A 20608-nucleotide genomic window follows, 5' to 3' on the forward strand; every position below is an offset into this window, starting at 1 on the left:
GGACCGCCCGCGCTCAGCATCCGATCCCTCCACACCCCGCCTACAGGCCCTAGGCCCCCATCAAGCCAACAGTGGCGGAAACCCGCACATTCCAAGATCCCGCCGACCGTCGAGTGACCTGTGTCACGCCTGGCGGGTGGGAGCCGTCCGGGCGCCTGGCCGGTGCCCGGACGGACCGCGCGGCCGGGTCAGTGCAGCGCGAACTTCTGGGCCGCGGAGCCGTTGCAGTCCCAGATCCGCAGGCGGGTGCCGTTCGCCGTCGCGCCGTCGGGCGAGTCGAGGCAGCGCCCCGACTGCGGGTTGAGCAGTGAGCCGTCGGCCTGCTGCACCCACTTCTGGCCGCCCACCCCGTTGCAGTCCCACAGCTCGACCTCGGCACCGTTCGCGGTGCCGTTGCCGACGATGTCCAGACACCGCCCGAGCGTGGCCAGCGAGGTGTCCGTGCGGCGCGCCCAGTGCTGGTCCACCGCCCAGGCCTGGCAGTCCCACAGCTGGACGGCCGTACCGTTGCCGCCGGTGTCGTCCGCGGCGACGTCGACGCACTTGCTCCCCGGACCGGTGACCGCGGCTCCGCCGTTGACAGCGAACTTCTGGGCCGCGGAGCCGTTGCAGTCCCAGATCTGCAGGCGGGTGCCGTTGGCGGTGGCGCCGCTGGGCGAGTCGAGGCAGCGTCCCGACTGGGGGTTGAGCAGTGAGCCGTCGGCCTGTTGCACCCACTTCTGGCCGCCGACGCCGTTGCAGTCCCACAGTTCGACCTGGGTGCCGTTGGCGGTGCCGTTGCCATTGACGTCCAGGCACCGTCCGATGGTGGCCAGCGAGCCGTCCGCCTGATGGGTCCAGTGCTGGTCCTCGGCGTAGGTCTGGCAGTCCCACAGCTGGACGGCCGCGCCGTTGCCGCCGGTGTCGTCCGCGGCGACGTCGACGCACTTGCCGCCGGGACCGGCGATCGTCCCCTGCGGACCGTTGGGCACGTCCGTCCGACCGGAGTATCCGACGGAGACGATGTTCGCCTGGACCGCGTTCTCCGCGGCGTCGGTCGGGTAGCCGGCGACCATGACGCCCTCGAAGAACGTGCCCCGGTTGCGGTTGCTGTTGTCCCCGCCGATGCCGAGGATGATGCCGCCCTCCTGCTGCATCGGCCGGTAGCCGCCGCGGGTGGGCAGACCTCCGTCCCACCATGTCGTCAGGGCACCCGACTGGGAGTTTCCGCCCTTGAGGGCGTATTTCGTCTGCCCGTCGTTCTTCAGCACGGCCGTGACGAACGCGCTGTTGTTGCCGCGGTTGGCGGTGTTGGAGCCGTTGTCGCCCTGGAACATGCCGTTCTCCAGGTCGGCCTCGACCCACGGTCCCGAACCGGTGCACGGTGCGAAGTAGCACGTGGTCGCGATGCTGACGGCGTCCATGTGCCCGTTGCCGGTGTCGGCCGGGGTGCTCTCGGCGTTGCCGTAGTCGAAGCAGCAGTCGGAGCCGACGTGCGTACCGCTGGCCACCATGTAGACGCCCTCGGGCCGGCCGTTGACGGCGACCCCCGACGCCACTCCCGTGTAGCGGTACCCGACGCCGGGTGAGATCCAGATGCCGTACGCCTTGTGACCGCCCGCGGTCACGGCGATCTCGCTCGCGTCGGCCCCTCGGTCGACGCCCCCGGCGGTGCCCGCGGGTCCCGGTGTGAGGTCGTTGTGCCGCGGGCTCTGGTCGTAGACCTTCGTGATGCGGCAGGTGGTGTTCGCGCAGAACGTGTCCTGCTGTGCCGCGTTCGCGTAACCGCCCGCGGCCAGCAGGCCGATGTCGCTCCTCGCGCCGTCCGAGGCGCGGGTGACCTGGTAGAGCGGCCCGCTGTACGAGGAGTACAGGGCGCGCACCGTGCTGTGCGCGGCCACGCAGGCCGTGCCGGCGCCGCCGTAGATGTCGCACGGAAGGGAGCCCGCCGCCTGCGACGCGCCGGGGAAGCCGATCAGGGCGCCTAGGGCCAGTCCGAGAGCCGACACCGCGACCGCCACCGCCCGCACGGCTCGGTGACCGGGGGCGACAGCCTTGCTTAACGCTGCCCCAGCCCAAGAGAATCTTGTTATAGGCATGACATATCTCCTCCGAGGACGAGCCTTGACCGGACGTACGCCTGCACGGACGGGCCGCGCGTCGGCACGGACGGGCCGCGCGTCGACCGGCTCGGAACCTACGCAGCCTGTTTGAAGACGTCAATATTTGTGGCTTCGCTTGGTACGTACTTTGCTGGATGCCGGTACCTGTTCCCTCCCGCCGCCGCACCGCACCGTTCGGTTGCCCGAGCACCCACACCTGCCCATCGGGCTCGACGCCCACGGCCCTGACCACGCGTTACGAAGCCGCCAAGCGGCGACAGTGCGATCAGAAAGCGCTCACCACGCCAGGGTGGCGGCAACCGTCGCCCACGGCGGAGAGTCGGCGGCGACACCGGTTCAAACAGATCCGGCCATCACCGCCCGAGCCCGCACCCGGGATCACGCCCATGAACCCACAGCAACCAACAGAGCCATTCCCGGCACGGCGCCGGCAGCCGACGCGCCGCACAGGGAACCGCACCCCCTCTATTGACGTGCACACGACCTATAGCTACCTTCCGAAGTGCTCCGGAGCGGGTTGAGCAACGGCCCTCCGGTGCGGCAACAGGTTCGAACCCCCTGCACCGACTTTCAGGTCGTACGCCTTCCAGGCGCAGTCAGACAACGTTGTCACAACAGGCGACCGGGGTCCGCCTCCCGTCTGCCTCCCGCACGAGCGACGGCAGCTCGACGGACAACGTTGTCACCCTGCTCCCCCGCCGCATCTCCTCAGGAGGCAGATCGCGATGTCCCCCACTCCGGCCGGTGTCCGCCGGCCAGCCGACAGCAGACGCCCCTTACGTCGCCCCAGGCTCGGCACGGCCATGGGTGCCGCCTTCGCCGCCGCGCTCCTGGGCGGGTACGTCCTGCCCGCCCCCGCGGCCTGGGCGGCGCCACCGCAGCGGGCCGGACTCGTGACGGCGCCGGCCGACCTGGTCAACCCGTTCATCGGCACGTCCAACGACGCCAACGACTTCCCGGGCGCGGACGTCCCGTTCGGGATGGTGCAGTGGAGTCCCGACACCTCGTCACGGCCCCCGGGCGGTGGATACGAGTACAAGGACTCCTCGATCACCGGGTTCAGCCTCACCCACATCGCGGGGCCGGGGTGCGGCGCGGCCGGTGACATACCCGTGCTGCCCACGGTGGGTGCCGTCGTCAACAACGCGTCGGCGTCCTTCTCCCACGCCAACGAGTCCGCCTCGGCCGGGTCCTACAAGGTAGCCCTCGACAACAAGGTGACCACGGAACTCACCACCACCACCCGCAGCGGCATGGCCCGCTTCACCTTCCCCGCCACCACCCAGGCCAACCTGCTGTTCAAACTGACCGGCAGCCAGAACGGCGGCAGCGCGACCCAGTTCAACGTGGTCTCCGGTACCGAGGTCAGCGGACAGGTCACGAGCGGGAAGTTCTGCGGGGCCGGGAACACCTACACGGTCTACTTCGACATGGTCTTCGACCGGCCGTTCGCCTCCAGCGGCAGCGCGCTCGCGCCGTCGGCGAAGGCGAAGACGCAGGCGGTGGCGGCCGCCGCGTCCAACGGGCACGTCACCTTCGACACCAGCGCGAACCAGGTCGTCCAGGCCAAGGTCGGCGTCTCCTACGTGTCCGTCGCGAACGCCGTCGCCAACCGCGCCGCCGAGAACGCCGGCTGGAACTTCGACAGCGTGCGCAACGCCGCCCACTCCGCCTGGGACGCCGCGCTCGGCAAGATCCAGATCGCCGGCGGCACCGACGACCAGCAGCGGATCTTCTACACGGCGCTCTACCACTCGCTGCTGCACCCGAACGTCATCAGCGACACCAACGGCCAGTACTACGGGTTCGACGGCAGGACGCACACCGTGGACGCCGGACACAGCGCCGCCTACGCCAACTACTCCGGGTGGGACATCTACCGCTCCCAGGCCCAACTGGAGGCACTGGTCAGCCCGCAGGTCGCCTCGGACACCGCCCAGTCGATGACCGACGACTACGCCCAGACCGGCATCTTCCCCAAGTGGTCGGAGAACAACGGCGAGTCCTACGTCATGGTCGGTGACCCGGCGGCCGCGATCATCGCCGACTACTACGCCTTCGGCGCCCGGAACTTCGACACCGCCACGGCGCTGGCCGGTCTGCTGAAGCAGGCGAGCACGGCGAACAACGACCGACCCGGCCTGAACTACCTCGACAGCCCGGGATACGAACCCCACGACGGCAGCTACGGCTGCTGCAACTTCTACGGCCCCGTCGCCACGACCCTGGAGTACGACACCGCCGACTTCGCGCTCTCCGCCTTCGCCGGCGCCCTCGGCGACACCGCGAGCCGGCAGAAGTACGCCCATCGCGCGCAGGACTGGCGCAACACGCTGAACCCCGCCTCCGGCTTCGTCCAGCCCCGCAATGCCAACGGCTCCTGGACCTCGGGCTTCGACCCCACCAGCGGCACCGACATGGTCGAGGCGGACTCCTGGATCTACACCGGCATGGTGCCCTTCAACGTGGCCGGACTCGCCACCGCCAAGGGCGGCAACACGGCGATGAGCCACTACCTCGACACCGTGCTGCGCAGCTACACCGGCGCCAACGGCTACGCCTGGGTCGGCAACGAGCCCAGCATCGAACTGCCGTGGGAGTACGACTACATCGGCGCCCCGTACAAGACCCAGGCGACCGTGCGCTCCGTCCAGCAGCAGATCTGGTCGAACAGCCCGGCCGGTCTGGCCGACGGGAACGACGACCTGGGTGCCATGAGCGCCTGGTACGTGTGGTCCGCGCTGGGCATGTTCCCCATGACCCCGGGCACCGCCGACCTCGCGCTCGGCTCGCCGGTGTTCTCCCAGGCCGTGATCACGCTGCCGTCCGGCGGCACCCTGACGATCAACGGCAACGGCGCCGCGGACAACGCACCGTACGTGCAGTCCGCGACGTTCAACGGGACGGCCTGGAACAACGCCTACGCGCCGACGTCCGCGATCACCTCGGGCGGCACGCTCTCCTTCACGCTCGGCACCGCCCCGAACACCGCCTGGGCGTCCGCCGCGTCCGCCGCGCCCCCCTCCTACCCCGGTGACACGACCGCCCCGGCCAAGCCCCGCGTCGGTCCCGTCACCTCCGGGGTCACCGCGTCCCAGTGCGTCGACGACGCGAACTCCGGCACCGCCGACTCCACCGCCATCCGCCTGTGGACCTGCAACGGCACCTACGCCCAGGACTGGAACATCGCGGCCGACGGCACCCTGCGCACGCTCGGCAAGTGCCTCGACGTGACCAACAGCGGAACGACCAACGGCACCCTCGTGCAGCTCTACACCTGCAACGGCACCGGCGCCCAGAAGTGGACCGTCGGGTCCGACGGCTCCCTGAAGAACACGAACTCGGGTCTGTGCCTGGACGACCCGAACTCCTCCACCACGGAAGGCACCCGGCTCCAGATCTACACCTGCAACGGGACCGCGGCACAGAAATGGGGCCTGCCCGCGGCCTGACGTCCCGCACCGGCGCCCTGCTCCGCACCGGCGTCCCGCGCCGCCCCGGCGCCCCGCACACGGGCCCGTGCCCGGTTCCCCGAGTTCCACCCGGGAACCGGGCACGGGCCCGACGGCTTACGACGCGCGCGGAAGGGCTCCTTCCACACGTTGGCCGGGGTTGCTGCTTAGCGTGACCCCATGACCACAGTCCAGACCCGGCCGGCCCCCGACAACCGACGGTGGAAGGCGCTCGCGGTCTGTCTGACTGCGGGCTTCATCTCGCTGCTCGACACCTCCATCGTGAACGTGGCGCTGCCCTCGATGGAACACGGACTCGCCGCCTCGGAGGCCGCCCAGTCCTGGGTGGTCTCCGGGTACGCGCTGGCCTTCGGGCTGGTCCTGGTGCCCGCGGGCCGGCTGGGCGACATGCACGGGCGGCGCCGGGCGTTCCTGGCGGGGCTGGCCGTGTTCACGCTGGCCTCGGCGGCCTGCGGTCTCGCGCCCGGTGCCTCCTGGCTGGTGGTGTTCCGGCTGGTGCAGGGCGCGGCGGCGGGCATGGTCGCCCCGCAGACCTCGGGACTGATCCAGCAGATGTTCCAGGGCGCCGAGCGGGCCAAGGCCTTCGGTCTGCTCGGCAGCGTCATCGGCGTCTCGACGGCGGCGGGCCCGCTGGCGGGCGGCCTGCTGATCGACGCCGTCGGCACCGACGACGGCTGGCGCTGGGTGTTCTTCGTCAACCTGCCCATCGGAGTGGCCGCGTTCGGCGCGGGACTGCGGCTGCTGCCCCGGTTCCCGGCGTCGACGAGCAGGCGGGAGGAGTTCGACCTGTTCGGCGTGCTGCTCCTCGGCTCCGCCGTACTCGCGCTCATGCTGCCGCTGGTGCAGGAGCAGCAGTGGACCGGACGGCTGAAGTGGGCGCTGCTGCCGGTGGGCGCGCTGCTGCTGGCCTCGTTCTGGGCGTGGGAGCGACGGCAGGGTCGGCGCGGGCGGGCTCCCCTGGTCGATCTGGAGCTGTTCTCCCTGCGCTCCTTCACCTTCGGGTCCCTGATCAGTCTGACCTACTTCGCGGGCTTCACCACGGTGTTCTTCGTCTACTCGCTGTTCCTCCAGAACACGGTCGGTTACAGCGCGCTGGCGGCCGGTGTCTCGGTGCTGCCCTTCGCGGCGGCTTCCGCGGTCGGCGCCGCCGTCGGGGGCCGGCTGGTGACCCGCCACGGACGCAGGCTGGTCGTCCTCGGCCTGGTCGGGGTGGCGGTGGGGCTGCTCGGGGTGATCGTGGCGGTGCAGCTGGTGCCCCTGGAGAGCGTCGGGTGGGCCACGGCCGTGCCCATGGTCGTCGCCGGCATCGGCTCCGGGCTCACGGTCTCCCCCAATACGACGCTCACGCTCACCCGCGTCCCCGTGCAACGCGCCGGTGCGGCCGGCGGGGTGCTGCAGACGGGGCAGCGCATCGGCTCGGCGGCCGGGATCGCCGTGGTGGGCGCGGTGTACTTCGCGCACGCGGCCGCCCACGGGCACTCCGTCACGGCCATCCAGCTCGGGCTGCTCACCGCCGTCGGGTTCAGTCTGATCGCGCTGTTGCTGGCGGTCGCGGACCTGCGCGAGCGCCGACTGCACCCGGACGTGGAGCGGGCCGTGGGGGCGGTCCGGCGCGACGCGGAGGGGGACGGCGCCGAGGAGACGGTGCGGCCAGGCGCCTGAGGCACCCGGCCCGGCCCGGCAGCTCGGCGGGCGAGGCGTTTCGCGCGCTGTGCCGTCCAGGTCCGCCGTCTACGCTCGGCCCGTGGGGCAACCGGAGCGGCGCGCCGAGGGCGCGGGACCTTTCACCACCAGGCTCACCTGGCGCGATCCCGGCGGCGCGACCACGGTGTGGGAGTCACGGATCGCGCGGCGGCGCGGGACGCTCGCCGTGCGGCCGCCCGGCGCGGCGGCGGCACGGCACACCCGGGCGGACGACGCCGGCATCGGCAGGCTGCGTCGGCTCAACACCGTCTCGGCGGTCGCCTTCGTCGTCGGCGGGGCGCTGTTCGCCGCCGGGGCCGCCGTCGCCCAGTTCGGATCCGGCGACGCCACCCGGTGCGCGTCGATCTACTTCGTGGGCGGCCTGTTCTTCAACACCGGCGGATACGTCTCGCTGCTCCAGGTGATCAACGCACCCCGTCATACCGGTGACGAGGGACGGCTGATCACCCCGCGCTGGCGCTGGTGGAGCTACGAGCCGATGCGGGTGGACTGGCTGTGCACCTTCGTCCTGTTCGCGGGCACACTCGTCTTCGCCGTCTCCCTGCTGGACTCCTTCCTGCGGGGGCTGAGCGTCCAACAGGTCAACCGGCTGGTCTGGGCCCCCGACGTGATCGGCTGCGTACTGTTCCTGGTCTCCGGGCACCTCGGCTTCGTCGAGATCTGCCACGGCCGGTTCTGCCTGCGCCGGCGCAGCCTCGGCTGGTGGATCGTCGCGGTGAACCAGCTCGGCTCCGTCCTGTTCATGATCTCGGCGATCGCCGCCTTCACCCGCCCCGCCGGTGGCGGCCCGGTGAACGCCGGGATCGCCAACTGGGGAACCCTCACCGGTGCCCTGAGCTTCTCCCTCGCCGGCATCCTCCAGCTCTACGAGCGCCCGTGACGCCCTCCCGGCCCCGGACCCGGCCGGACCACGCGCCGTCGGCACGTCGACGCCGTACCGATGACGGCCCGCACCGGGGGATATCCCCCAACCCGGCCCTGGGGTGCGCCGGATCGCGCCCCGGCGGAAGGCGAAATTAGCGTCCAGCCATGTCTTCGACCCTGCGAAAGCACCTCGCCGTGGCGGCAGTCGGTGTCGCCACGCTGTTCGCCGCCGCGACGACCACCGCCGTCGCCCGGCCCGCCGGACCCACCCCGCCGGAACAGTTACGCCACGACACCCGGGCGATCCACGCCCTCGGGGTCAGCGGAGTCCAGGCCCGCGTGATCGCGCCCGACGGTCGGCAGTCGATCGCGACCAGCGGCACCGCCGACCTGGACACCGGCCGCCCGGTCCGCGCCGACGGCTACTTCCGCATGGCCAGCACGGCCAAGACGCTGGTCGCCACCGTGGTCCTCCAACTGGAGGCCGAGGGCCGGCTCTCCCTGGACGACCCGGCCGACCACTGGCTGCCCGGGCTGATCCGGGGCAACGGCAACGACGGCAGGCGGATCACCGTCCGTCAACTGCTCCAGCACACCAGCGGCATCCACGACGACGTACCCGGATACACCACGCCGGAGGAGTACTACCGGCAGCGCCACGACGTCTACAGTCCCGAGCAGCTGGTGGCCCGCGCCATGGCCCACGCGCCGGACTTCCCGCCCGGCAGGGGCTGGGGGTACTCCAACACCGGCTATGTCGTACTGGGCATGATCATCCAGAAGGTCACCGGCCGACCCGCGCACGCGGAGATCGAGGACCGCGTCCTGCGCCCCCTCGGCCTCGACCGGACCCGGTGGCTGGGCACCTCACCCACGCTGCCCCGGCCGCACGCCCGGGCCTATCAGTTCTTCGGCCCCGGTTCCCGGGTGGACGTCACCGACCAGACACCGGTGGACCACACGATCCTGTCGTTCGTCACGACCACACGGGACGAGAACGACTTCCTGCGCGCGCTGCTCGCGGGCCGCCTGCTGCCGGCGCGGCAGCTGGCGGAGATGAAGCGGACCGTCCCCGTGAGCGCGGAGGTCCAACAGCTGTGGCCCGGCGGTCGGTACGGACTCGGCCTGGTCGAACGCCCGCTGAGCTGCGGAGGAACCTACTGGAGCCACGAGGGCGGAGACGGCGGGTACATCACCCTCAACGGTGTCACCGAGGACGGCCGGCGAAGCGCCGTGGTGTCCATGTCCGAGGCCCGCGGCGACACCCTGGAACACATCCAGGCGCAGGAGAACGCGGGCAGCTCCCTGATCGACCACGCCCTGTGCGCCGGGGGCCGCGGCACGCGGTGAAGGGAGGTCTCCCGGGCCGGCGAAGTCGGAAGTCCGCACGCCGTGGCGCCGTTCCGCGACGCCGCGATGCGGGTACCCGGTGTCGGTACGGATCGCGCGCAGTGAGGAGGCGACCGACACCACCGAGTCCCTCGAACCCGCATCACCTCCCTAGGGAGAGATCATGATCATCCTGGGCGTCATTCTGCTCGTCATCGGCTTCCTCACCGGGATCGCGATCCTGTGGACCATCGGGATCATCCTGGTGGTCATCGGCGTGATCCTGTGGATCCTCGGAGCAGTGGGACACTCCGTCGCCGGCCGTCGCCACTACTGGTGACCCACCGCGCGGCCGGCCGTGGTTCCGCAACCACGGCCGGCCGCGCGGACACGCACGGACACAGAGCAAGGGCTCCGCACCGTCGAACGGTCCAGAGCCCCTCTCTGGGGCTGTCTTCCCAACCCCGTGGAACCGAATCACCCGCCTCCCGGTGGACCCCCGGATCCTCACGTACTGAGCAGCCGGTTGAAGAAGGAGCGGTAACGACGCAGCGCGCCGCGCAGTTCCTCGGTGCTCACCCGTTCCCCTTGGCCCCACTGGCCTTCCAGGTCCTTCTTGTGCCGGGCGAAGGTGGCGGCGAGAGTCTGCATGACGTCCGCCACGAGGGCATCGGCGTCGTGCACGGCGTCGCGGGGATCGTCCACGAACCTGCTCTGGATCCGCTGCCAGCGGTCGCGGTAGTCACGCTCCTCGTCATCCGTCAGCAGCTGCGGGGCCTCGTCCTCCGGGGCACTCGTGGTGCTCTCGCCGGTGGCGCCCCCGGTGTCGGGGGCATCCGCGGCACGCTCCGTGTCCATGCCCGTGCCGGTGTCCATGCCCGCGCCCGTGTCCGTGCCCGTACCGGTGTCCGTGCCCGTACCGGTGTCCGTGCCCGTGGCGTCCGAAGAGCCGGGAGCGGACTCGGCGTCCGGGCGCTCCGCACGGTCCGATCCAGTGCTCTCACCCGGGTAGATCGGGGCCTTCGGGGCGGCCTCCCCCGTTCCCCGCGGCGCTGTGGTGTCGGCGCCGGACGGCCGGGCCAGATCGTCGGTGGTCAGGCCACCGGTCGTGCGATTCGTTTCCTCGTTGCCGTGCATGGCTTCCTCCATGCTGGTCGTCGGGTGGCGGTCGTGGGGTCAGGACCGGACGGACTGCGCCCGGCCGCCGTCGGAGAGCAACTCCTCGAACAGGGCGCGGTAGTGGACCATGGCGCCCCTCAGTTGCTCGGTCGTCGCCTGACTGCGGGTGCTGAGCGTCTCCACGTCGTGCGCGGCGCGATAGTGGTCCAGCGTGCGGCCGTGTTCCACCGAGAGATCCTTCATCTGCTGCTCGAACCCCTCGGTCGGATATCCACGCTCACGCATCAGGGAGGTCACCAGCCGGTCCGCGTCATGCACCGCGTCCACCGGCCGGTCCACGAACTCCCCCTGGACCGTGCTCCACTCGCGCGAGTAGCGGTCCCGTGATCCGGGAGCGAGTGGTGTGATCTCCAGCGAGTCGTGCCGCTTCTCGCGATCCTTGAGCTCCTGCTCGGCCGCGCGCCGGCTGTCGGATCCTTCGACCGTCCGGTCGTATTCGGGGCCGAACCGCTCACGGAGGTGACGACGGCGCTGCATGAGAGAGACCGCGATCGCGGCCAGGACGACCACCACCACGACCGCGATGATGATCGCCAGAAGTGTTCCTGTCGGCATGGCCGCACACTCCTCAAGGGGTAGGGATGTTCACCCCTCGGGTTCCCGCATGCGCTGTTCATACACAATCATCACTATCAGTGGCGATATGAGGCATATGCTCTCCGCGAAACAGCCGTGCCGACGCCCGGGCCGGCTCGGCACGGCGCGGCGCCACATCGGGAGCCGCGCAACCCAAGTGCCGTGCGGGCCCGTAGCGTCGAAGGCGTCGTCGCGACGCGGACGCCGTCCCGGCCGGCGCGGCTCTACTCGGCCGGTATCGGCACCCACCAGACCAGAGCGGTGCCGCCGCCGTCGGGGGTGTCCAACTCCATTTTGCCGCCGAGCTGTTCGGCACGTTCGGCCATGTTGCGCAGACCGCTGCGGCGGCCGCCCGGCGCGATGCCGCAGCCGTTGTCCGCGACCGTGAGGCACAGCCGGCCGGAGCCCGCCGCGAGGACGATGTCGGCGCGGGCGGCGCGGGCGTGCCGGGCGATGTTGGTGAGCGCCTCGGAGAGTACGGCCACCACGTGGTCGGCGGTCTCGCGCGGCACGTCGGTGTCCACCAGTCCCTCCATCCGCATGCTGGGCGCGAAGCCCAGCACCGGCGTCGCCTCGCTCACGACCCGCACCGCGCGCGCTCGCAGGCCGGCGCCCTCGACCCCCTCACGCGCGCGCAGCCCGAAGATCGTCGACCTGATGATCTTGATGGTCTCGTCCAGGTCGTCCACCGCCCGCGCGACGCGCTCCGAGGCCTCCGGGTGCTCGATGAACCGCCCCGCGCTCTGCAAGGTCATGCCCGTGGCGAACAGCCGCTGGATCGCCAGGTCGTGCAGGTCGCGGGCGATGCGGTCGCGGTCCTTGAGCACCGCGACCTCCTCTGCCTCCTGGCGCCGCTGCGCCAGCTCCATCGCGACGGCGGCCTGCGCGGCGAAGGCCAGCAGGGTCTCGGTCTCCGTCGCCGAGAACGGCTGCCGGCCGCCCTCCCGCGCCAGCAGGAGCACGCCCCGGACACCGCCCTCGACGGTGCCGATCGGCACGGCCACCGCGGTACCCAGTCCCTCGAAGCTCTGCGGCCCCGGCGGGACCCGCTCGTCGTGGGCGACGTCCGCGCTGACGACCGGTGCCGCGGTGGAGAACGCCAGCCCCATCAAGGTCGTGCCGACGGGCAGGACGAGTCCCTGATGCACCTCCGCGTCCAGTCCGACGGCGATCTCCACGGCCAGCGACCCGGTGTCCTCCATCGGCAGCGCGACCGCGGCCAGCGCCGATCCGGTGATCTCTCCGGCCCGCTCGGCGATCAGGGCGAGCACGTCGGTACGTCCGCCGCCGGACATGAGGCTGTGGGTGATCTCCGCGTTCGCCCGCAGCCAGCGCTCCCGCAGCCGGGTCTCCTCGTACAGGCGGGCGTTGTCGATCGCGACGCCGGCGGCCACGGCCAGGGTCGACAGGACCGACTCGTCCTCCTCGTCGAACTGCGCCCCGCCGCGCTTCTCGGTGAGGTACAGGTTGCCGAAGACCTGGTCGCGCACCCGGATGGGCACGCCGAGGAAGGTGTTCATCGGCGGGTGGTGGGGCGGGAAGCCGTACGAGGCCGCGTGCTCGGAGATCTTCGCGAGGCGCAGCGGCTCGGGGTGGTGGATCAGCTCTCCGAGGATGCCGTGGCCCTGCGGGAAGGGGCCGATCCGGCCTATCTGCTCCCGGGTGACCCCGACGGTGTGGAAGGCCGACAGTCGCGTGCCGTCCGGCCCGATCACGCCCAGCGCCGCGTACTCGGCGTCGACCAGGACGGCCGCCGCCTCCACGATGCTGTGCAACGCCTGCTCCAGGTCCAGTTCCCGGCCGACCGAGAGGACCGCCTCCAGCAGGCTGTGCACCCGGTCCCGGGTGCCACGCGCCGCGTCCAGCCGGGCCTGCAACTCCTCCAGCAGCTCGTCCAGCCTGAGCTGGGGCAACCGCACACGAGCCTCCTGGGGCTCCTCGGGGCTTCCCACCTGCGTCTCCTCCGGCTCCTCGGGCGGGCTGTCACCGGCCGCTCCAGTCGGGGGTCACGCTACCGGGCCGGGGCAGGCGACGGTACGGGTACCGGTCCCTGCGGCCGCCCCGTCGTACCCGCCCGGGAAGCCGACGGCAGGCGCGCCGCGCCGGGTGTGAGCCGTACGGACCTCCGTCGGGGACCATCGGCCCTAGGAGCGCGTCCCGATCCGGGGGACAGTGGGATCCGGGGCGGCACCGATCCCCCGCGGTGCCGCTCCGCTCCGGCCCTCCACCGACCGCCCCGGGCCCCATCCCGCACACACACCAACGGAAGCCCGCCATGGTTCACGACAGCCACCGGCACGTCATCGCGGAACCGCGCCGCCGTGTCGAACTCGACAGCGCCGAGGCGCTGCGCCTGCTGGGCAGTGTGTCCCTGGGGAGGATCGTCTTCACCCGGCACGCCCTGCCGACCGTCCGCCCGGTCAACCACGTGCTGGACGACGGCGCCGTCGTCATCCGCACCCATGAGGCCGCCGCCCTGACCTCGTACGCCCGGCAGAACCACGGTCCCGGTGTGGTCGTCGCCTACGAGGCCGACGCCATCGACCCCGACACGCACCTGGGCTGGAGCGTGGTGGTGACGGGATACGCCCGGCTGGTCACCGACCCCGTCGAGCTGGCCCGCTATCACTCGCTGTTGCACCCGTGGGTGGAGCAGACCATGGACCAGGCGATCCGCATCCACCCCGACCTGGTCACGGGTGTCCTGCTCACCGCGGACGGCCACCCGGACGAGGCCTGAACCGACCGTGGCACATGGCATCGGCCCCGGAATTCCGGGGCCGATGCCATGTGCTCCGCTTCCTCGGTCTCCGTGCGGTCGCCCGGTCGCGGTCACCCGCGCTCGGGCACGACGGCGACCGGGCAGGCGGCGTGGTGCAGCACGCCCTGGGCCACCCGGCCCAGCCGGAGCCCGTGGTGCCCGTGGCGGGGTGCGGCCCCGACGACCAGCAGGCCGGCCTCGCGCGAGGCGTCCACCAGGACGGTCCGGGCGGGACCCTCGACCGTACGACCGTGGAGCTCCACATCGGCCGGAAGGTCTCGCAACGCCGCTTCGAGCGTCTCCACGGCCTGCTGCCGAGGCGCTCGGCCGGGCTCCCCGGCGGGCAGCGGACGACCGGCGCCTTCGTGCGCGGGACTCCGCCAGGCGCGTACGGCCTCCACCGGCACCCCTCGCCGCCGCGCCTCCTCGACGGCGAAGCGCACCGCCGCCGAGTCCGCGGGCCGCTCGCCGACGCCCACGACGACACGGCCCGGAGCGCCGGTCCGGGCCGGGTCGTCGTGGTCGCCGCGCACGACGATCAGCGGACAGTGCGTGTGTCCGGCCACGGTCAGGCCGACCGAGCCGAGCAGGGCCGCGGCGCGGGCGCCGCGGCCGCGGCTCCCCAGCACCAGCACGGAGGCGCTCCGGCTCTCCCGCAGCAGCGCGTACTCGGGCTCCTCGGGCAGCACCTCGGTGGTGACCTCCACATCGGGCCGACGGTCGTGGGCGCGCCGGGCGGCACGGGCCACGATGTCCGCGGCCCGCACCTCCTCGGACGGCCGGTCCGGGCCCCCGGCGAGGCGGGAGCCCTCGTGGCGCTCCCGCAGCGAGGCGTGCACCAGGCGCAGCGGCAGGCCCCGCAGTGCGGCCTCGTCGGCCGCGCGGTCGACGGCCCGCAGGCTGGGTGCGGAGCCGTCGACGCCGACCACGACCGGCTGGTCCGTCGCTCTCCCGGTCCCGTACCGGTTCATGCTCTCTGCTCCCTCGGCGGCGGGTCAGTCGTGCGGTACGACGGCGACGGGGGCGGTGGAGTGGTGCAGGACGACATGGGCGACGGAGCCGACGCGGGCGCCGAGCGGGCCCCGGCGGACGCGTCGGCCGACGACCACCAGGCAGGCTTCGCGGGAGGCGTCGACGAGGTGGGTGCCGGGGGTGCCGTAGCGGGACTCCTCGGTGACCTGGACCTCCGGGAACTTCGTGCGCCACGGGCCGGTGACCTCGGTCAGCCGCGCGCTCTCGCTCCGCGCCAGATCGGCCTGGAGTTCGGGGTCCACCGCGAGACCGTAGGCGTAGTACGGCGGCGGGTTCCAGCCGTGCACGACCCGCAGGGACGTACCCCGGCGGGCGGCCGCCGCGAAGGCGAACTCGACGAGTCGGTCGTCCGGGCCGCCGGTGTCGAGGCCGAGGACGACGGGCCGCGTCCCCGCCGCGGTGGACGCCGCACCGGCCGGGTCCGTCCCGTGCGGCTCGGCGTCCTGTGCTGCGGCGCGGACCAGGACGACCGGCCGCCCGGCGTGCGCCACGACGGACAGGCCGACGGATCCGATCATGAACCCGCCGATGCCGCTCAGTCCGCGGGAGCCGAGGGCCAGCAGTTCGGCGTCGTCCGCCGCACCCGACAGGACGTCGGCGGGCCGGCCCGACAGCTGTTCGGTGCGCACGTCGAGCCCGGGGTGGCGCTCCCGGACGCCGTCGGCCACCTCACGCAGGATCCGCTCGGTCCAGTGCCGGTGGACCTCGCTGCCCGGCAGCGGCGCCTGCACCATGGGGTCCGGTACCGGCTCCCAGACCTGGACGAGCCTCAGCGGCAGGCCGAGCAGCCGTGCCTCGCCGGCCGCCCACTCGGCGGCCGCGCGGCTCTCGGGTGAACCGTCGAGACCGACGGTGACGGTACGGGTCATGATCTCCACCTTCTGGACCGGGGTGCCGATCCACGATGCGTCGGCTGGTCGCTGGATTCGTCTTCGGGTCGGGCCGGTGGCAGGGGCCGCGGGTCACCGCAGCCAGCGGCTGCGGCGGACGAGCGGGAGCGCGGCCCAGATCCTGCCGAGGCCGAGGACGTCGCCGGCGGACGCGGCGGCCAGGGCGATCAGGGCGACGGCGTAGACGAGGTGGTAGTCGGCGAAGGGGTTGGTCGACATGCTCGCCGAGCCGTCCGCGAGGTGCTTGGCGGGCGGCCACTCGGCCAGCCACATCAGGGCCATCATCGACGTGCCCGCGGCGGCCGCGAGACGCAGTGCCACACCGGCGACGAGCGCGACGCCGATGCCGAGCAGTCCGAGCATGAACAGCCAGTCGGCCCAGGCGGCCCCGGCCCAGGAGTGGAAGGTGGACCGCATCGGCCCGGCGGCCACCGAGCCGAGGAAGCCCCGGGTGGGCGAGCCGCCGTCGAGCCAGCTCCTGCCGGGGGGCGTGGCGTAGCCGAGGCCGAAGGTCTTGTCGAGGAAGGCCCACAGGAAGACGAACCCGGTGAGCAGACGCAGGGCGGCGAAGGCGTAGGCCGGTGCGGTGGGCGTGCCGGCCTGTGCCGACACGGCGGTCCCGGAGGCGGCGGTCCGGTTCCTGCGGAGGGGGAGCAGGTGGAAGCCCGGGCTCCGGTGAGGGTGCTCGTGCACGGCCATGGTGGTGATCCCTTCGGGGAGGAGCGGGAGGGGGTCCGTCCGCTGTCTGACGCTCCTTACTCTCGGCTCGTGCGGCGGGTGACCGCCGGATGCCGAAGGTCCGTCACGATGGGGCTGAACGGCCCTGTTCCCGGGGCCCGTCGGGGTGCACGCCCGACTGCCGGGCCAGGCCGGGCGGCCCGGCCGACGGGCCGATCGGCCCATGGCCCGCCCAGGAGCGCCGGACCCACACTGGCCGTGGCAGTTCCCACCACCACCGGGGAGGCACGCCGTGATCACCGTCCCTGCGCCCACCATGCTGCGCGCCCTGCCGGCCGAACACCGGCAGCGGCTCATGCGGGTCGCCCGCGAGGTCTCCTTCCCGCAGGGGGCGCGCCTGTTCGAGGAGGGAGGCCGGGCCGACCGGTTCTGGATCGTCCGCAGCGGCGCGGTCGAGCTCGGCATGCGGGTGCCCGGCCGTCGCGCCGCCGTCGTCGAGACCCTTCGGCACAACGAACTCGTCGGCTGGTCCTGGCTGTTCAGCCCGCACGTCTGGCACCTGGGCGCGGTGGCGACGACCCCGGTCCGGGCGTACGAGTTCGACGCCACGGCCGTACGTCTGATGTGCCAGGACGACCCGGCCCTGGGCAACACCGTCACGCCCTGGGTCGGGGACGTGCTCGCCCACCGCCTCCGCTCCGCCCGTACCTGTCTGCTCGACCTGTACGCCCCGTCCGGCACCGACGGCGACGACTGACCCCCGTCCGTCGACCACCCACCACCGGCCGGGTGTGCGGATCATCCGGCGGGCGGGGCCGCCGGGCCGTGACCCGGGGCCGATGGGGTGACGTCCCGTGGCCGAGTGGGGCCGGTCGGCCCTGGTGCGCCCGGACCCGCCGGGGCATGATCGGCGTCACGGGCAGCCGCGGCCCGTCCGCAACCGGGGAACAGGGAAGAGGGGGTCGCCATGACCGAGACACGCACCTTCACGGAGCAGGATCCGATCCGTGTCTTCCTGCTCGACGACCACGAGGTCGTCCGTCGTGGCATCAGCGACCTCCTCGGCGCCGAACCGGACATCACGGTGGTCGGTGACGCGGACACCGTCGAGCATGCCCTGGTCCGTGGCCCGGCCCTGCGCCCGCACGTCGCCGTGCTCGACATACGTCTGCCGGACGGCGACGGCATCACGGTCTGCCGGGAGCTGCGCAGCCAGATGCCGGAGCTGGCCTGTCTGATGCTGACGTCGTTCGACGACGAGGACGCGCTGCTCGACGCGATCATGGCCGGGGCCTCGGGTTACGTCCTGAAGCAGATCAGGGGCTCCGACCTGGTCTCCGCCGTCCGCACGGTCGCCTCCGGCCAGTCGATGCTGGACCCGGCGACCACGGCCCGGCTGATGCGTTCGCTGCGCGCCGACCCCGCCGAGACCCCCTCCGTCGCACCCGAACTGGCCGGTCTGTCCCCCCGCGAGCGGGACATCCTGGCCCTGATCGGGGACGGCCTGACCAACCGCGAGATCGGCGCGCGGCTCTATCTGTCGGAGAAGACGGTCAAGAACCACATCTCCAGGCTGCTGGCCAAGCTCGGTGTCCAGCGCCGGGTGCAGGCCGCGGTCCTGGCCTCCCACCTGGAGCACCCGGACGGCGGCCGCCCCGCCCGATGACGGCGGAAGGCCGGCGCACCGGCGGTCTCCTCAGCTCGCCGTGGCGTTGCGCCGCCGTGCCGCGGCCCGCGCCACCGGAAGCCCCACGGCCGCCAGGACCAGCAGTACGCCGCAGACGACGGCCGCCCTCCACGCGGCGTCCGGGCCGGTCGTGGACACGGTCGCGGCATCGGCGGCAGGTGCTCCGGCAAGGCTCAGCACGGGCGCGGGGTGCTCCGGCTCCGGCTGTCCCGCCACCGTCTTCTGGTCCCAGGTGACGACCTCGCCGTCGTCGTACCGCTGCCGCGCCACGAAGGCCAGTTCCGACACCCCGGTGGGTACGCGGTCGAGGTGCACGACGAAGTCGACGCCGTCCTCGCCGCTGATCGCCCCGCCGGACCAGCCGACGGTCCGGCCCGCGTCGCCGGCGGCGGCCGGCTCGGCGGTCCAGCCCGTCACCGGTTCCGCGCGCAGCCCGCGCACACCCTTCGGCGCCTCGATCCGTACGCCGACGGTCCGCGCGGACGCCTTCTCGTTCGGCACGTGGAACGTCATGTGTACGTCGGTCGCGCCCGGCGCCACCGCCTGGTCGGCGTGCACGTGCACATGGGCCGAGGCGGGGGTCGCCGTGGTCAGCAGCAGTCCCGCGGTGAGCAGGGCCGCGGCCGTCCGGGCCGGGGAGAGCAGCTTCATGGGTCGGTTCCTCTCGGGGGTCCCGGCGGACGTGCGTACGCTACGGGCACGGGGCGGGCCGGAACGGCTTCGGTGCCGCGGGGACGGGCGTGGGCGGGCGGAGCGGCTGCGGAGCCGCCGGGACGGGTGCGGGCGGGAGCGGCTTCAGGGCCGCGGGGACGGGTACGGGCGGGAGTGGGTTGTGGTCACACGGGCGGAGCGGCCGTGACCAGGGCGGCGGTGACGCCCAGCACGGCGGCCGCGACGAGGAGTTCGGCCAGCAGACCGCGCCTGAGGGTGCGTACGAGTGCGGTGTCCGGCGGCGCGGTCGGGGCCGGTGCGGTGAGGGTGAGCGTGGTGCCCGCCGCCTCGGCAGGCGGCGGGGGAAGGGGTGCCGGGCGGCCGGTGTGGCGGTGGACCCAGCGGCGGGCCACGGCGCCGAGCGCGACGACCGCAGCGACCCCGGCCGACTTCACAAGGAGCAGCCGGCCGTACCCCGTGTCCAGGAGATGTCCGGCGGAGCCCACCTCCCGCCAGGCCTGAGCCGTCCCGGTGACGACGAGGGCGACGACCGCCGCGAACGCCAGCCGCGAGAACCGGGGCAGCACGACGGCCAGTTCGCCGAGGTGGGCGGGGCGCGACAGGACGGCCGCGACCAGCGCGAGTCCGCCCAGCCAGAGCGTCATGGCGGCCAGGTGGACGAGATCGGCGGCCATCGCGAGCGGTGCGTAGCGGCCGTCGACGGCGTGCCCGGTCAGCGGCCAGGTGCCCCAGAGCACGATGACCGCGGCCGTCGTCGCCAGGACCAGGGGTTTGGCGGGCCGGTTGCGCCCGGCCGACGCGGTGACCACCGCGGTCGCGGCGCCCAGCGCGAACAGGGCGTAGAAGCGCACCGCGTAGGCCAGGTCGGCCGTCGCCGCGTTCTGATGGGCGTGCGCGCCCGACCAGGCCTCGGCCAGCGGCCGGCCGTCGGCCCACACGGTGTGCACGGTCAGGACCGCGAGCGTGCCGGCCGCCAGGAGGCCGAGCCCGCCCCACACCAGGGCGCGGCTCCTGCGGTCGCGCAGCCCGGCGGGCCACAGCCACAGCGCGACCAGCAGCACGCCCGGTCCCAGGGCGAGTCCGGCGTAGCCGATCCCGCGGACCGCCCCGAGGACCCGCCCGGCCCACGCGGCGTTCGCACCGGCGAGCGGCGGCACCACGCCCACGACGTGTGTGGTCGTACCGATGGAGAACCGGTAGGTGCCCGCCACGGGGTGCCCGTCGGCCGAGGTCACCTGCCAGGCCACGGAGTAGGTGCCCGCGCGCAGGTTTCCGGGCAGGGCCGTACGCAGGGTCGTGCGCCGCCGGTCGTCGGGGTGGCCGCCGAGGTCCATCCGGCGCATGTGGTCGTCGAACACGCGGACCGCGTCGACGCCCGCGGTCACCGGCTGGCGGAACGTCAGCGCGACCTGGGCGGGCAGGCGCGGCAGCACCTGTCCGGCAGCGGGCTCGCTCGACAGCAGGCCGGTGTGCGCGGCGGCGGGGCCCGCGGACACGGTCTGGAGGCACAGGGCGCAGAGAACGAGGCAGAGCATGGTGACGATGCGGCGCATCCGTTTTTCCCCCGGGTGCACTGGTCGGACGGTGTCTCCAGGGTGGCGCCCCGCCGCGGTCACCGGCAGCCTCGCCCTTGGGGGGCGGGACCCCCTCAAAACGAGGGG

At 72.8% G+C, this 20608-nt stretch carries 17 protein-coding genes; 8 read left to right on the forward strand and 9 right to left on the reverse strand.

Features of this window, described 5'->3' with window-relative positions:
* Positions 1–188: 188 nt before the first annotated feature.
* Positions 189–1988 (reverse strand): arabinofuranosidase catalytic domain-containing protein, encoded by a 1800-nt coding sequence (locus ACZ60B_RS40125; RefSeq protein ID WP_469396332.1) that lies wholly within the window; start codon positions 1986–1988, stop codon positions 189–191.
* Between the two features lie 839 nt (positions 1989–2827).
* Here ACZ60B_RS40125 and ACZ60B_RS40130 point away from each other — a divergent pair.
* From ACZ60B_RS40130 to ACZ60B_RS40150, 5 genes are all read left to right on the forward strand, one after another.
* On the forward strand, positions 2828–5554 hold the full coding sequence (locus ACZ60B_RS40130) for a lectin (protein ID WP_469396335.1): 2727 nt from the start codon (positions 2828–2830) through the stop codon (positions 5552–5554).
* Positions 5555–5734: 180 nt separating this feature from the next.
* Positions 5735–7237 carry an MFS transporter gene (locus ACZ60B_RS40135; RefSeq protein ID WP_469396339.1) on the forward strand — a complete coding sequence of 501 codons (1503 nt, stop codon included), beginning with the start codon at positions 5735–5737 and terminating at the stop codon, positions 7235–7237.
* An 82-nt stretch (positions 7238–7319) separates the two neighbouring features.
* A complete protein-coding gene (locus ACZ60B_RS40140) occupies positions 7320–8159 on the forward strand; it encodes a hypothetical protein (RefSeq protein ID WP_469396341.1) in 840 nt (279 codons plus the stop codon).
* Positions 8160–8308: 149 nt separating this feature from the next.
* The gene (locus ACZ60B_RS40145; RefSeq protein ID WP_469396343.1) at positions 8309–9493 is read left to right on the forward strand and encodes a serine hydrolase domain-containing protein; all 1185 of its coding nucleotides are present in this window, start codon (positions 8309–8311) and stop codon (positions 9491–9493) included.
* Positions 9494–9656: 163 nt separating this feature from the next.
* Positions 9657–9812, forward strand: coding sequence for a DUF6131 family protein (locus tag ACZ60B_RS40150; protein WP_450667911.1), 156 nt, complete (start codon positions 9657–9659; stop codon positions 9810–9812).
* Positions 9813–9979: 167 nt separating this feature from the next.
* Here the strand turns inward: ACZ60B_RS40150 and ACZ60B_RS40155 are convergent, their stop codons facing one another.
* The 3 genes from ACZ60B_RS40155 to ACZ60B_RS40165 all read right to left on the reverse strand — a co-directional run bounded on the left by ACZ60B_RS40155 (position 9980) and on the right by ACZ60B_RS40165 (position 13179).
* The gene (locus tag ACZ60B_RS40155; protein ID WP_469396346.1) at positions 9980–10609 is read right to left on the reverse strand and encodes a hypothetical protein; all 630 of its coding nucleotides are present in this window, start codon (positions 10607–10609) and stop codon (positions 9980–9982) included.
* 39 nt (positions 10610–10648) lie between these two features.
* Positions 10649–11206 (reverse strand): hypothetical protein, encoded by a 558-nt coding sequence (locus tag ACZ60B_RS40160; protein ID WP_469396348.1) that lies wholly within the window; start codon positions 11204–11206, stop codon positions 10649–10651.
* Between the two features lie 245 nt (positions 11207–11451).
* Positions 11452–13179: a GAF domain-containing sensor histidine kinase gene (locus tag ACZ60B_RS40165; protein ID WP_469396350.1), complete on the reverse strand. Its 1728-nt coding sequence runs from the start codon at positions 13177–13179 to the stop codon at positions 11452–11454.
* A gap of 323 nt (positions 13180–13502) precedes the next feature.
* Here ACZ60B_RS40165 and ACZ60B_RS40170 point away from each other — a divergent pair, with 323 nt between their 5' ends.
* Positions 13503–13967: a pyridoxamine 5'-phosphate oxidase family protein gene (locus ACZ60B_RS40170; protein WP_469396353.1), complete on the forward strand. Its 465-nt coding sequence runs from the start codon at positions 13503–13505 to the stop codon at positions 13965–13967.
* Between the two features lie 92 nt (positions 13968–14059).
* On the opposite strand, the gene ACZ60B_RS40175 is transcribed toward ACZ60B_RS40170, so the two are convergent.
* From ACZ60B_RS40175 to ACZ60B_RS40185, 3 genes are all read right to left on the reverse strand, one after another.
* The gene (locus ACZ60B_RS40175) at positions 14060–14959 is read right to left on the reverse strand and encodes a universal stress protein (RefSeq protein ID WP_469396356.1); all 900 of its coding nucleotides are present in this window, start codon (positions 14957–14959) and stop codon (positions 14060–14062) included.
* A gap of 24 nt (positions 14960–14983) precedes the next feature.
* Entirely contained in the window at positions 14984–15889 is a 906-nt protein-coding gene (locus tag ACZ60B_RS40180; RefSeq protein ID WP_469396360.1) for a universal stress protein, read from the reverse strand.
* A 93-nt stretch (positions 15890–15982) separates the two neighbouring features.
* Positions 15983–16609: a hypothetical protein gene (locus ACZ60B_RS40185; RefSeq protein WP_469396363.1), complete on the reverse strand. Its 627-nt coding sequence runs from the start codon at positions 16607–16609 to the stop codon at positions 15983–15985.
* 271 nt (positions 16610–16880) lie between these two features.
* On the opposite strand from ACZ60B_RS40185, the gene ACZ60B_RS40190 reads away from it, so the two are divergent.
* A complete protein-coding gene (locus ACZ60B_RS40190) occupies positions 16881–17345 on the forward strand; it encodes a cyclic nucleotide-binding domain-containing protein (RefSeq protein WP_469396367.1) in 465 nt (154 codons plus the stop codon).
* A gap of 210 nt (positions 17346–17555) precedes the next feature.
* On the forward strand, positions 17556–18254 hold the full coding sequence (locus tag ACZ60B_RS40195; RefSeq protein WP_469396371.1) for a response regulator: 699 nt from the start codon (positions 17556–17558) through the stop codon (positions 18252–18254).
* Positions 18255–18284: 30 nt separating this feature from the next.
* On the opposite strand, the gene ACZ60B_RS40200 is transcribed toward ACZ60B_RS40195, so the two are convergent.
* Together ACZ60B_RS40200 and ACZ60B_RS40205 are read right to left on the reverse strand one after the other, a co-directional pair.
* On the reverse strand, positions 18285–18926 hold the full coding sequence (locus ACZ60B_RS40200; RefSeq protein ID WP_469396373.1) for a DUF1775 domain-containing protein: 642 nt from the start codon (positions 18924–18926) through the stop codon (positions 18285–18287).
* Positions 18927–19111: 185 nt separating this feature from the next.
* Positions 19112–20500: a copper resistance CopC/CopD family protein gene (locus ACZ60B_RS40205; protein WP_469396375.1), complete on the reverse strand. Its 1389-nt coding sequence runs from the start codon at positions 20498–20500 to the stop codon at positions 19112–19114.
* Positions 20501–20608: the final 108 nt, after the last annotated feature.

The organism is Streptomyces sp. NPDC104096, from assembly GCF_055584385.1.